The 13,087-nt window shown below is 45.9% G+C and carries 9 protein-coding genes and 1 pseudogene; 9 read left to right on the forward strand and 1 reads right to left on the reverse strand.

The window, feature by feature from the left end:
- The 9 genes and pseudogenes from MTF70_RS23970 to rpoC all read left to right on the forward strand — a co-directional run.
- A pseudogene (locus MTF70_RS23970) lies at positions 1 to 63 on the forward strand (elongation factor Tu); the annotation flags it as partial.
- Positions 64 to 329: 266 nt separating this feature from the next.
- Positions 330 to 710 carry a preprotein translocase subunit SecE gene (gene secE, locus MTF70_RS23975; RefSeq protein ID WP_005384680.1) on the forward strand — a complete coding sequence of 127 codons (381 nt, stop codon included), beginning with the start codon at positions 330 to 332 and terminating at the stop codon, positions 708 to 710.
- 13 nt (positions 711 to 723) lie between these two features.
- Positions 724 to 1,272, forward strand: coding sequence for a transcription termination/antitermination protein NusG (gene nusG / locus MTF70_RS23980; RefSeq protein WP_005384681.1), 549 nt, complete (start codon positions 724 to 726; stop codon positions 1,270 to 1,272).
- Positions 1,273 to 1,436: 164 nt separating this feature from the next.
- Positions 1,437 to 1,865, forward strand: a complete 429-nt coding sequence (gene rplK, locus MTF70_RS23985) for a 50S ribosomal protein L11 (protein WP_005384682.1) — start codon at positions 1,437 to 1,439, stop codon at positions 1,863 to 1,865.
- 4 nt (positions 1,866 to 1,869) lie between these two features.
- Positions 1,870 to 2,571 carry a 50S ribosomal protein L1 gene (gene rplA, locus MTF70_RS23990; protein ID WP_005384683.1) on the forward strand — a complete coding sequence of 234 codons (702 nt, stop codon included), beginning with the start codon at positions 1,870 to 1,872 and terminating at the stop codon, positions 2,569 to 2,571.
- A gap of 293 nt (positions 2,572 to 2,864) precedes the next feature.
- Complete coding sequence (gene rplJ, locus MTF70_RS23995) at positions 2,865 to 3,359, forward strand: 50S ribosomal protein L10 (RefSeq protein ID WP_005382538.1); 495 nt, start codon at positions 2,865 to 2,867, stop codon at positions 3,357 to 3,359.
- A gap of 57 nt (positions 3,360 to 3,416) precedes the next feature.
- Positions 3,417 to 3,785 carry a 50S ribosomal protein L7/L12 gene (gene rplL / locus MTF70_RS24000; protein WP_005382540.1) on the forward strand — a complete coding sequence of 123 codons (369 nt, stop codon included), beginning with the start codon at positions 3,417 to 3,419 and terminating at the stop codon, positions 3,783 to 3,785.
- Positions 3,786 to 4,037: 252 nt separating this feature from the next.
- Entirely contained in the window at positions 4,038 to 8,066 is a 4,029-nt protein-coding gene (gene rpoB, locus MTF70_RS24005; RefSeq protein ID WP_005384685.1) for a DNA-directed RNA polymerase subunit beta, read from the forward strand.
- A 104-nt stretch (positions 8,067 to 8,170) separates the two neighbouring features.
- On the forward strand, positions 8,171 to 12,373 hold the full coding sequence (gene rpoC, locus MTF70_RS24010) for a DNA-directed RNA polymerase subunit beta' (protein ID WP_005382514.1): 4,203 nt from the start codon (positions 8,171 to 8,173) through the stop codon (positions 12,371 to 12,373).
- Positions 12,374 to 12,545: 172 nt separating this feature from the next.
- On the opposite strand, the gene MTF70_RS24015 is transcribed toward rpoC, so the two are convergent.
- Positions 12,546 to 13,037 (reverse strand): Rsd/AlgQ family anti-sigma factor, encoded by a 492-nt coding sequence (locus MTF70_RS24015; RefSeq protein ID WP_005382515.1) that lies wholly within the window; start codon positions 13,035 to 13,037, stop codon positions 12,546 to 12,548.
- Between the last annotated feature and the right edge of the window lie 50 nt (positions 13,038 to 13,087).

Genomic DNA, 13,087 nt, shown 5'->3' on the forward strand with positions numbered 1-13,087 from the left:
TTCGCGATCCGTGAAGGTGGCCGTACAGTAGGTGCTGGTGTTGTTGCTAAGATCTTCGACTAATTCATAGCGAATTAGCGATGCTTTCGGAAAATCTTGAATTAGATTTGACGAACCAGTAGCAAAAAGGGCATCATTTGATGCCCTTTTTCTGCACTCAACATTATTTTTGCTGTTTTCTTGTTCAGAAGTGGGTTGGGCGCAGAGCAAGATTAAGCAAAGAGGCTTAATCTTAAGAAGAGTACGCTGATTTTTTCAGCGATATGGAGTTTGCCCTGCAACAGCGGGGTTGTTGTCGTCTATATTAAGACTTGTAACAGGTTGGTTTTATGAAAGCAAATAATGCTGAAACTCCTGATAGCTCAAACGCAGCAGATACGTTTAAGTGGGTAGCCGCTTTCGTATTGGCAGCTGCCGCTGTTGTGGGTAATTACCTGTATGGTGAAATGTCTGTAGTGGTTCGTGCTGCAGGCGTTGTTGTTCTTATTGCAGCTGCCTTAGGCGTTGCAGCAACAACGACTAAAGGTAAAGCAGCGATCAGTTTTGCAAAAGAATCTCGTATGGAAGTACGTAAAGTTGTTTGGCCTACTCGCCAAGAAACCATGCAAACAACACTGATCGTTTTAGCTGTAAGTATTGTAATGGCTCTAGTGCTATGGGGTATTGACGGAATTATGGTTCGTCTAGTAGCTCTAGCAACTGGGGTATAGAGGGTTTTTATTCATGAGTGAAGCTCCAAAAAAACGCTGGTATGTGGTTCAAGCCTTCTCTGGATTTGAAGGTCGTGTAGCTCAATCTCTGCGCGAGCATATCAAAATGCACGGCATGGAAGAGCTATTCGGTGAAGTACTGGTTCCTACTGAAGAAGTAGTGGAAATGCGCGCGGGTCAGCGTCGCAAATCTGAGCGTAAGTTCTTCCCAGGTTACGTCCTTGTTCAGATGATTATGAACGATGAATCATGGCACCTAGTACGCAGTGTGCCGCGTGTCATGGGCTTCATTGGTGGTACCTCAGACCGTCCGGCACCTATCACGGATAAAGAGGCTGACGCGATTCTTAATCGTCTTGAGAAAGCGAGTGAAGCGCCTCGTCCGCGTACAATGTACGAAGCGGGTGAAGTGGTACGTGTTAACGAAGGTCCATTTGCTGACTTCAACGGTACTGTTGAAGAAGTGGATTACGAGAAGAGCCGCCTGAAAGTGTCTGTATCGATCTTTGGTCGTGCGACACCAGTTGAGCTTGAATTTGGTCAGGTTGAAAAGCTGGACTAAGACTCTTCGTTAAAGAGTATAAAAAATCACCTTTTTAGGGTTGTATAAGGCGCGGATTATGACTATAATTTCGCGCCTTTTTACTTCAAGTGAAGTAAAAAGTTTCTTACACAAACGGGGAGCTGATCCGCGATTAGCGTTTGTACCCAAACTTAGGAATTATCATGGCTAAGAAAGTTGAAGCTTACATCAAGCTACAAGTTGCTGCTGGTATGGCTAACCCTAGTCCACCAGTAGGTCCTGCACTAGGTCAACACGGTGTGAACATCATGGAATTCTGTAAAGCGTTCAACGCAAAAACAGAATCTATTGAGAAAGGTCTACCAACTCCAGTAGTTATCACAGTATACAGCGACCGTTCTTTCACGTTCGTAACTAAGACTCCACCTGCTGCTGTTCTTCTTAAGAAAGCTGCTGGCGTTAAGTCTGGTTCAGGTCGTCCAAACACTGAAAAAGTTGGTACTGTAACTGACGCTCAAATCCAAGAAATCGCAGAAACTAAAGCTGCTGATATGACTGGTGCTGACATCGAAGCGATGAAGCGTTCTATCGCTGGTACTGCTCGTTCAATGGGCCTAGTGGTAGAGGGTTAATAAGATGGCAAAACTAACTAAGCGCATGCGCGTAATCCGCGAAAAAGTTGACGTAACTAAAGAATACGAAATCAACGAAGCTGTTGCTCTTCTTCAAGAACTAGCGACTGCTAAATTCGTTGAGTCTGTAGACGTTGCTGTTAACCTTGGCATTGATGCTCGTAAATCTGACCAGAACGTACGTGGTGCAACTGTACTACCTCACGGTACTGGCCGCGAAATCCGCGTTGCAGTGTTCACTCAAGGTGCTAACGCTGAAGCAGCTAAAGAAGCTGGCGCAGACATCGTAGGTATGGAAGATCTTGCTGAGCAAGTTAAGAAAGGCGAAATGAACTTTGACGTAGTTGTTGCTTCTCCAGATGCAATGCGCGTTGTAGGTCAACTAGGTACTATCCTAGGTCCTCGCGGTCTTATGCCAAACCCTAAAGTTGGTACTGTAACTCCTAACGTTGCTGAAGCAGTTAAAAACGCTAAAGCTGGTCAGGTTCGTTACCGTAACGACAAAAACGGCATCATCCACACTACTATCGGTAAAGCAAACTTCTCTGCTGAGCAGATCAAAGAGAACCTAGAAGCACTTCTAGTTGCTCTGAAGAAAGCTAAGCCATCTTCAGCGAAAGGTACTTTCCTGAAGAAAGTAAGCATCTCTACTACTATGGGTGCTGGTGTTGCTGTTGATCAGGCTAGCCTGAACACTCAAGCATAATTTATTTGCTTAGGCGCAAAATTAGTGTATAATTTTGCGCCTAATATTTGTGGTTGGGGCTGAACTTTGGTTCTTTGAACTGTCTCCTAGTTCGAAATGAATTAAGACCCAGTCTCCGTCCAAGACCGTAGGTGTTTGTGTAAAAGCAAACTTAATTATCCTACGTAGATGGTGCCCGAACTGACAGAAAGCTCTATGTAATATAGTTAACTTTCTTCTGGGGAAGCACCTCAATAGCTCTCACTGTCGTGATGATAGTGAGTGGTGTAACGACAACCAGGAGTAAATCCAAGATGGCTTTAAACCTTCAAGACAAAAAAGCAATTGTTGCTGAAGTCAACGAAGCTGCCAGTGGTGCACTTTCTGCAGTTGTAGCTGATTCTCGTGGCGTTCAAGTTGGCGCGATGACTTCTCTACGTAAACAAGCTCGTGAAGCTGGCGTTTACATGAGAGTTGTTCGTAACACTCTTGCTCGTCGTGCGGTTGAAGGTACTGAGTACGAGTGTCTAACTGACACTTTCACTGGTCCTACTCTAATCGCATTCTCTAATGAGCACCCAGGTGCTGCAGCGCGTCTTTTCAAAGACTTCGCTAAAGAGAACAAAGATTTCGAGATCAAAGCTGCTGCATTTGAAGGCGCTTTAACTGACGCTGAAGTACTAGCAACACTACCAACTTACGACGAAGCAATTGCACGCCTAATGATGTGCATGAAAGAAGCTTCGGCTGGCAAGCTGGCGCGTACTATCGCAGCTATCCGCGATCAAAAACAAGAAGCAGCGGCATAAGCCTTGCTTTTTACTGGTTGCTTAATAAACTTATTGTTGACTTAAAAGAGAATTGTTATGTCTATTACTAACGAGCAAATCCTAGACGCAGTTGCAGAAATGTCTGTAATGCAAGTTGTTGAACTAATCGAAGCAATGGAAGAGAAATTCGGTGTTTCTGCTGCTGCTGCTGTTGTAGCTGGCGGCGCTGCTGCAGGCGAAGCTGCTGCTGAGCAAACTGAATTCGACGTAATCCTAGAAGCTGCTGGCGGTAACAAAGTTGCTGTAATCAAAGCAGTACGTGGCGCAACTGGCCTAGGTCTTAAAGAAGCTAAAGCTCTAGTAGACGGCGCTCCAGCACCTCTTAAAGAAGGTGTTGAGAAAGCAGAAGCTGAAGCTCTTAAAGCTCAGCTAGAAGAAGCTGGTGCAACTGTTGCTGTTAAGTAATTATTGCATAGTTTCTTAGCCTAACGGCTAATTGGCTGGTGGTTTTTTAACCACCGGCCTTTTTGCGCTGTAGGGTATAGGCGAATTTTCCCGCTGTTTAAGCGCCTGATATCCATGCAAAAAACATTTCATTCTTACGAAATGAAATGTCACTACAGTAAACAGCTATATTAGTCACTGTCCCTTACCCCCCTTAAGTAACTAGGAGCGGGCGGACAGTTTGGGTCACTTATCAGCGAGCTGAGGAACCCCATGGTTTACTCTTATACCGAGAAAAAGCGCATCCGTAAGGACTTTGGTACTCGTCCACAAGTTTTGGACATTCCATACCTGCTATCGATCCAGCTCGATTCGTTCGACAAATTTATCGAACAGGATCCTGAAGGTCAATACGGTCTTGAAGCCGCTTTCCGTTCTGTATTTCCGATTCAGAGCTACAACGGCAATTCTGAGCTGCAATACGTTAGCTACCGTCTTGGTGAGCCAGTTTTTGACGTTAAAGAATGTCAAATCCGCGGTGTAACTTACTCAAAGCCACTACGTGTAAAACTACGCCTAGTTATCTTTGATAAAGACGCGCCAGCAGGTACTGTAAAAGACATTAAAGAACAAGAAGTCTACATGGGTGAAATTCCACTCATGACAGACAATGGTACCTTCGTAATCAACGGTACCGAGAGGGTTATCGTATCCCAGCTGCACCGAAGCCCAGGCGTGTTCTTCGACAGCGATAAGGGTAAGACCCACTCTTCAGGTAAAGTTTTATACAACGCACGTGTTATTCCTTACCGTGGTTCATGGCTTGATTTCGAGTTTGATCCTAAGGATAACTTGTACGTTCGTATCGACCGCCGTCGTAAGCTACCAGCATCGATCATCCTTCGAGCACTAGGTAAGTCGACAGAAGAAATCCTAGATATCTTCTTCGAGAAAGTGAACTTCGAAGTGAAAGACCAAACTCTATTGATGGAGTTGGTTCCTGATCGTCTACGTGGTGAAACTGCGTCATTCGACATCGAAGCAAATGGTAAAGTTTACGTTGAGCAGGGTCGTCGCGTAACAGCTCGTCATATCCGCCAACTAGAAAAAGATGGTGTTGATCACATCGAAGTACCAGTTGAGTACATCGTAGGTAAAGTTGCATCAAAAGATTATATCAATGAAGCAACAGGCGAGATCATTGTTAACGCTAACCAGGAAATCAGCCTGGAAGCACTAGCGAACCTATCTCAGGCTGGCCACAAAGCGCTAGAAGTTCTATTCACGAACGATCTAGACCATGGTCCATTCATGTCAGAAACACTACGTATCGACAGCACGGTTGATCGTATTTCTGCATTGGTAGAAATCTACCGCATGATGCGCCCTGGTGAGCCGCCAACAAAAGAAGCTGCAGAAGCTCTATTCGAAAGCCTATTCTTCTCTGAAGAGCGTTACGATCTATCGACTGTTGGTCGTATGAAGTTCAACAGCTCTATCGGCCGTGAAGATGCTCAAGAGCAAGGCACACTTGATGAAACTGATATCATCGAAGTGATGAAGAAGCTGATCGCGATCCGTAACGGTAAGGGCGAAGTGGACGATATCGACCACCTAGGCAACCGTCGTATCCGTTCTGTAGGCGAAATGGCTGAGAACCAGTTCCGTGTAGGTCTAGTACGTGTTGAGCGTGCAGTTAAAGAGCGTCTAAGCCTAGGCGATCTTGACGCAATCATGCCTCAAGACTTGATCAACGCGAAGCCAATTTCTGCGGCAGTTAAAGAATTCTTTGGCTCTTCACAGCTTTCACAGTTCATGGACCAAAACAACCCGCTATCAGAAGTAACGCACAAGCGTCGTATTTCTGCATTGGGTCCTGGCGGTCTAACTCGTGAACGTGCTGGCTTCGAAGTACGTGACGTACACGTAACTCACTACGGTCGTCTATGTCCTATCGAAACGCCTGAAGGTCCAAACATCGGTCTGATCAACTCTCTATCTGCGTTTGCGCGTTGTAACGAGTACGGTTTCCTAGAGACACCATACCGTCGCGTTGTAGATGGCGTAGTAACAGACGAAGTAGATTACCTATCTGCAATCGAAGAAGGCCAATTCGTTATCGCACAGGCGAACGCTAAGCTAAACGAAGATGGTACTTTTGCAGATGAGCTGATCACAGCTCGTCAGAAAGGTGAATCTGGTCTACACCCTCGTGAGCACGCTCAGTACATGGACGTTGCGACAAACCAGGTTGTATCTATCGCTGCATCGCTTATCCCGTTCCTAGAACACGATGATGCGAACCGTGCATTGATGGGTGCGAACATGCAACGTCAGGCAGTTCCAACACTGAAAGCTGACAAACCGCTTGTTGGTACTGGTATTGAACGTAACGTAGCCGTTGACTCAGGTGTAACTGCAGTTGCTAAACGTGGTGGTGTAATCCAGTCAGTAGATGCTTCTCGTATCGTTGTTAAAGTTAACGAAGAAGAGCTAGTACCAGGTGAAGCTGGTATCGACATCTACAACCTGACTAAATACACACGTTCTAACCAGAACACATGTATTAACCAGCGCCCATGTGTGATGCCAGGTGAGCCTGTATCACGCGGTGACGTTCTTGCTGATGGTCCTTCAACAGACCTTGGTGAACTAGCGCTTGGTCAAAACATGCGTATCGCGTTCATGCCTTGGAACGGTTACAACTTCGAAGACTCGATCTTAGTATCTGAGCGCGTAGTTCAAGAAGACCGTTTCACGACTATCCACATCCAAGAACTGACTTGTGTGGCGCGTGATACTAAGCTTGGTTCTGAAGAGATCACAGCGGATATTCCAAACGTAGGTGAGTCTGCTCTGTCTAAACTAGACGAGTCAGGTATCGTTTACATCGGTGCTGAAGTTAAGGGTGGCGACATCCTAGTTGGTAAAGTTACACCTAAAGGTGAAACTCAGCTAACGCCTGAAGAGAAGCTACTACGTGCAATCTTCGGTGAAAAAGCATCTGACGTTAAAGATACTTCACTACGTGTACCTAACTCTGTATCAGGTACGATCATCGACGTTCAAGTCTTTACTCGCGATGGCGTAGAGAAAGACAAGCGTGCGCTTGAAATCGAACAGATGCAGCTTAAAGAAGCGAAGAAAGACCTAACTGAAGAATTCCAGATTCTTGAGGGCGGCCTTCTAAACCGTGTTAAAGCTGTATTGATTGAAGGCGGTTACTCTGAAGCGAAACTAGACACAACTGATCGTAAGAAGTGGCTAGAACTAACGCTAGAAGATGACGCACTACAAACTCAGCTTGAGCAACTTGCTGAGCAGTGGGATGAGCTAAAAGCCGACTTCGATAAGAAGTTCGAAACTAAGCGTCGTAAGATCACTCAAGGTGATGATTTAGCACCTGGTGTACTGAAGATCGTTAAGGTTTACCTAGCGGTTAAACGTCGCATTCAGCCTGGTGATAAGATGGCGGGTCGTCACGGTAACAAGGGTGTAATCTCTAAGATCAACCCTGTTGAAGACATGCCATACGATGAGAAAGGTCAGCCTGTAGACATCGTACTTAACCCACTGGGTGTACCTTCGCGTATGAACATCGGTCAGATCCTAGAAGTACACTTAGGTCTGGCAGCGAAAGGTATCGGTGACAAGATCAACCAGATGGTTAAAGAGCAGCAAGAACTAGCGAAATTCCGCGAGTTCCTACAAAAAGTTTACGATCTAGGCGACACTCGCCAGAAAGTAGACATTGCTTCTCTATCTGATGATGAAGTACGTACTCTGATCAAGAACTTGCGTGGCGGTCTACCAATCGCGACTCCTGTATTTGATGGCGCTCCAGAAGAGTCAATCAAAGCACTTCTTGAGCTAGCAGATCTACCAACATCAGGTCAGTTAACACTGTTTGATGGTCGCACAGGTGATGCGTTTGAGCGTCCTGTAACTGTTGGTTACATGTACATGCTGAAACTGAACCACCTTGTTGATGACAAGATGCACGCTCGTTCAACTGGTTCGTACAGCCTAGTAACTCAGCAGCCACTAGGTGGTAAAGCTCAGTTCGGTGGTCAGCGTTTCGGTGAGATGGAAGTATGGGCACTAGAAGCATACGGTGCTGCTTACACGCTACAAGAAATGCTAACGGTTAAGTCGGATGACGTTAACGGCCGTACTAAGATGTACAAGAACATCGTAGACGGTAACCACAGCATGGAACCTGGCATGCCAGAATCGTTCAACGTACTGTTGAAAGAGATCCGCTCGCTAGGTATCAACATCGAGCTAGAAGACGAAGAGTAATCCTTTTCTCTCTTGATGAAAGTCGAGAGAATCAAAGCGATTATTTGGAAGAAGGTGCTCACTTTAGCAAGTGAGCTCCTTTTAACTCCTTACAGGAGCTGATTGTGAAAGACTTATTAAACTTTCTAAAAGCACAGCATAAGACCGAAGAATTTGATGCAATCAAAATCGGTCTATCTTCACCAGACATGATCCGTTCATGGTCTTTCGGTGAAGTTAAAAAACCTGAAACGATCAACTATCGTACGTTCAAACCTGAACGCGATGGTCTGTTCTGTGCGCGTATCTTTGGTCCAGTTAAAGACTACGAATGTCTTTGTGGTAAGTACAAGCGCCTGAAGCACCGTGGTGTTATCTGTGAGAAGTGTGGTGTAGAAGTTACACAAACTAAAGTTCGTCGTGACCGTATGGGCCACATTGAACTGGCTTCACCAGTAGCTCACATCTGGTTCCTAAAATCGCTACCGTCTCGTATCGGTCTACTAATGGATATCCCTCTACGTGATATCGAACGCGTTCTGTACTTCGAAATGTACGTAGTAACAGAGCCTGGTATGACTGATCTAGAAAAAGGTCAGATGCTTACTGAAGAAGAGTATCTAGATCGTCTAGAAGAGTGGGGCGACGAGTTCACTGCTAAGATGGGTGCGGAAGCTATCAAGGACCTACTAGGTTCTATGGATATGCACGCTGAAGCAGAACAAATGCGTGAAGAGTTAGAGACAACAAACTCTGAAACTAAGCGTAAGAAAGTAACTAAGCGTCTTAAGCTGGTAGAAGCGTTCATCGCATCGGGTAACAACCCTGAGTGGATGATCCTAACTGTACTTCCAGTACTTCCGCCAGATCTACGTCCTCTAGTACCTCTAGATGGCGGTCGCTTTGCGACTTCTGATCTTAACGATCTATACCGTCGTGTGATCAACCGTAACAACCGTTTGAAGCGTCTTCTAGAGCTAGCTGCTCCGGACATCATCGTACGTAACGAAAAACGTATGCTGCAAGAGTCTGTTGATGCGCTACTAGATAACGGTCGTCGTGGTCGTGCGATCACAGGTTCTAACAAGCGTCCTCTGAAATCTCTTGCTGATATGATCAAGGGTAAACAAGGTCGTTTCCGTCAGAACCTTCTAGGTAAACGTGTAGACTACTCTGGCCGTTCTGTAATCACAGTAGGTCCATACCTTCGTCTACACCAGTGTGGTCTTCCTAAGAAGATGGCACTTGAGCTATTCAAACCATTTATCTACAGCAAGCTAGAGACTCGTGGTCTTGCGACTACAATCAAAGCTGCTAAGAAAATGGTAGAGCGTGAAGAAGCGGTCGTTTGGGATATCCTAGACGAAGTAATCCGTGAACACCCAGTACTATTGAACCGTGCACCGACACTTCACCGTCTAGGTATCCAGGCGTTCGAACCAGTACTGATCGAAGGTAAAGCGATTCAGCTACACCCACTTGTTTGTGCAGCGTACAACGCGGACTTCGATGGTGACCAAATGGCGGTTCACGTACCTCTAACTCTAGAGGCACAGCTTGAAGCTCGTACTCTGATGATGTCGACAAACAACATTCTGTCGCCAGCGTCAGGTGATCCGATCATCGTACCTTCTCAGGACGTTGTATTGGGTCTGTACTACATGACTCGTGAAAAGATCAACGTGAAAGGTGAAGGCATGTACCTTTCTGGCCCAGAAGAGGCTGAGAAAGCATACCGCACTAAACAAGCTGAGCTTCACGCACGCGTTAAAGTACGTATTACAGAAACTGTTGTAGACGAAGATGGCAACAGCACTACAGAAACCAAGATGGTAGACACCACTGTTGGTCGTGCAATGCTATGGCAAATCGTGCCAGCTGGTCTACCGTACAGCATCGTTAACCAAAAGCTAGGTAAGAAGCAAATCTCTAACCTACTTAACGAGGCGTACCGTAAACTAGGTCTGAAAGACACAGTAATCTTCGCTGACCAAATCATGTACACAGGTTTCGCATACGCGGCACTTTCTGGTGTATCTGTTGGTATCGACGATATGGTTGTACCTGCAGCTAAGTACACTGAAATCGCAGAAGCGGAAGAAGAAGTACGTGAAATCCAGGAACAGTACCAATCAGGTCTTGTTACTGCGGGCGAACGCTACAACAAAGTTATCGATATCTGGGCATCGACCAACGACCGTGTTGCGAAAGCAATGATGGAAAACCTTTCATCTGAAACGGTAGTTAACCGTGACGGTGAAGAGGAACAGCAAGAGTCATTCAACAGCATCTATATGATGGCGGACTCGGGCGCTCGTGGTTCTGCAGCACAGATTCGTCAGCTTGCGGGTATGCGTGGTCTGATGGCGCGTCCAGATGGTTCAATTATCGAAACGCCGATCACAGCGAACTTTAAAGAAGGTCTAAACGTACTTCAGTACTTTATCTCAACGCACGGTGCTCGTAAGGGTCTTGCGGATACGGCACTGAAAACAGCGAACTCGGGTTACCTAACTCGTCGTCTAGTAGACGTTGCTCAAGACGTTGTTGTAACTGAACATGACTGTGGCACTCACGAAGGTGTCGACATGATGCCTCACATCGAGGGTGGTGATGTTAAAGTTGCACTTTCTGAGCTTGCTCTTGGTCGTGTTGTTGCTGAAGACGTACTAAAACCTGGCACTGAAGACGTTCTTATTCCACGTAACACCCTGATCGATGAGAAGTGGTGTCAAATCATGGAAGAGAACTCAGTAGACAGCATGAAAGTGCGCTCTGTAGTAACGTGTGATTCTGACTTCGGTTGTTGTGCACAATGTTACGGTCGTGACCTAGCACGTGGTCACCTAGTGAACCAAGGTGAAGCAGTGGGTGTTATTGCTGCTCAGTCTATCGGTGAGCCAGGTACACAGCTAACGATGCGTACGTTCCACATCGGTGGTGCGGCATCGACAGCAGCGGCAGAGAACAGTGTTCAAGTTAAGAACAACGGTTCTATCAAGCTACACAACGCTAAATCTGTATTGGCTGATGACGGTAAGATCGTTATCACTTCTCGTGCGACAGAGTTAACTATCGTTGATGAGTTTGGTCGTACTAAAGAGAAGCACAAACTGCCTTACGGTACGCTACTAAGCAAAGGCGATGGTGATACAGTTCAAGCTGGCGAAACAGTTGCAAACTGGGAAGCGCACACACTACCTATCATTACTGAGGTAGCAGGTCGCATCCAGTTCGTAGATATGATCGACGGCGTAACAGTATCTCGTCAAACTGATGACCTAACTGGTCTATCTTCAAGCGAAGTAACTGACCCAGCAGCTCGCCCTTCAGCAGGTAAAGATATGCGTCCAGCTATCAAACTTGTTGACGAGCAAGGTAACGATGTAATGATCCCTGGTACTGATATGCCAGCTCACTACTTCCTACCTGGTAAAGCGATTGTGAACATCGAAGATGGCGCAGCAGTAGGTGTTGGTGCAACACTAGCACGTATTCCTCAGAAGTCTGGCGGTAACAAAGATATCACCGGTGGTCTTCCACGAGTTGCTGACCTATTTGAAGCACGTAAGCCGAAAGAGCCTGCAATCCTTGCTGAGCACACAGGTACTGTGAGCTTTGGTAAAGAGACGAAAGGTAAACGTCGCCTAGTGATCACACGTGAAAGCGGTGAAGCTTACGAAGAGATGATTCCTAAGCATCGTCAGTTGAACGTATTCGAAGGTGAAAAAGTTGAACGTGGTGATGTGATCGCAGATGGTCCAGAGTCTCCACATGACATCCTACGTCTACGTGGTGTACACGCGGTAACGCAGTACATTGCTAACGAAGTACAGGAAGTTTACCGTCTACAAGGCGTTAAGATTAACGATAAGCACATTGAAACTATCGTTCGTCAGATGCTGCGTAAGTGTACTATTACTCACTCTGGTGACTCTGAGTTCCTACCTGGTGAACAGATTGAGTACTCACAAGTTAAGATTGCTAACCGTAACCTAGAAGCTGAAGGCAAAGAGCCTGCACGTTTCGAACGTGAACTACTAGGTATTACTAAAGCATCTCTAGCGACTGAGTCGTTCATCTCTGCGGCATCGTTCCAGGAGACAACTCGCGTACTAACAGAAGCTGCGGTTTCTGGTAAGCGTGATGACCTACGTGGTCTGAAAGAGAACGTAATTGTTGGTCGTCTGATCCCAGCTGGTACTGGTTTCGCATACCACCAAGAGCGTCAAGCTAAACGTTCTGAAGCGCAAGATGGTCCTTCTGCTGAGCAAGCAACGGATAACCTAGCGGCACTTCTAAACGCTGGTTTCTCTTCTGAAGAGTAAGTCATATAACGAGTAATCGTTAAAAGCTTAAGAAAAAGGCACCTTCGGGTGCCTTTTTAGTTTTTATACTACTTTGTTCTTCCGGTGGGATTTTCGATAAAGCTAGAAACAAAAAAGACCGACGATGATCGTCAGTCTTTTCTCTCACTCTATTTCTAAATGTTTGCAAATACTAAGCCCCAGGTGGCATAGACAGGCTTTCTGCGATTTGCTGTATCAGATAGTCCTCGACTTCAAAGCGAGTCTCAAGAATTTCCCCAATGAGACACATATCAGAATCGAAATCATTTAATTCATCATCTTCAGTCACTTCTGAGTACTTATCGTTAAAGTTCAATAGAGGTTCAGTCGTTAGAACAATTTGACCATAGGTTTGATTGATCTCATTAGTCACGACAAAGCCGGTTGCTTTCCAACGGTCCATAACCATGTCATAAATTTTAAAGTGGCCTTCGGAGATGTAATCAACGAGGTGCTGACAGAAATCCTGCAGTTCGGAAGGAGATGGGAGTTCAATAACATTGGTTTTCGAACAAGGTTGCAGCGCTGCAAGCTTACAATATTCAACAATCAGGGATTGTCGTGTCTCTAACCAGTGATCAATGACATCACTTGAGCCACCCCACTGGTCTTGTGTTTGTTTGAATTTTCTTAGCATGACCATGCCCTCATGATCTGATCGCCCATCGGCGAACGTATCCTTTGCAAAGCAAA

Source organism: Vibrio sp. 2CM40D (genome assembly GCF_023161825.1).
In the GTDB taxonomy this organism is placed as follows: Bacteria; Pseudomonadota; Gammaproteobacteria; order Enterobacterales; family Vibrionaceae; genus Vibrio; species Vibrio alginolyticus.

Bases quoted from the DNA above. Each gene is read 5' to 3' on its own strand.
- nusG (WP_005384681.1), top strand. From the start codon at position 724: ATGAGTGAAGCTCCAAAAAAACGCTGGTATGTGGTTCAAGCCTTCTCT.
- rplJ (WP_005382538.1), top strand. From the start codon at position 2,865: ATGGCTTTAAACCTTCAAGACAAAAAAGCAATTGTTGCTGAAGTCAAC.
- rplK (WP_005384682.1), top strand. From the start codon at position 1,437: ATGGCTAAGAAAGTTGAAGCTTACATCAAGCTACAAGTTGCTGCTGGT.
- rplL (WP_005382540.1), top strand. From the start codon at position 3,417: ATGTCTATTACTAACGAGCAAATCCTAGACGCAGTTGCAGAAATGTCT.
- MTF70_RS24015 (WP_005382515.1), bottom strand. From the start codon at position 13,037: ATGGTCATGCTAAGAAAATTCAAACAAACACAAGACCAGTGGGGTGGC.
- rpoB (WP_005384685.1), top strand. From the start codon at position 4,038: ATGGTTTACTCTTATACCGAGAAAAAGCGCATCCGTAAGGACTTTGGT.
- rplA (WP_005384683.1), top strand. From the start codon at position 1,870: ATGGCAAAACTAACTAAGCGCATGCGCGTAATCCGCGAAAAAGTTGAC.
- secE (WP_005384680.1), top strand. From the start codon at position 330: ATGAAAGCAAATAATGCTGAAACTCCTGATAGCTCAAACGCAGCAGAT.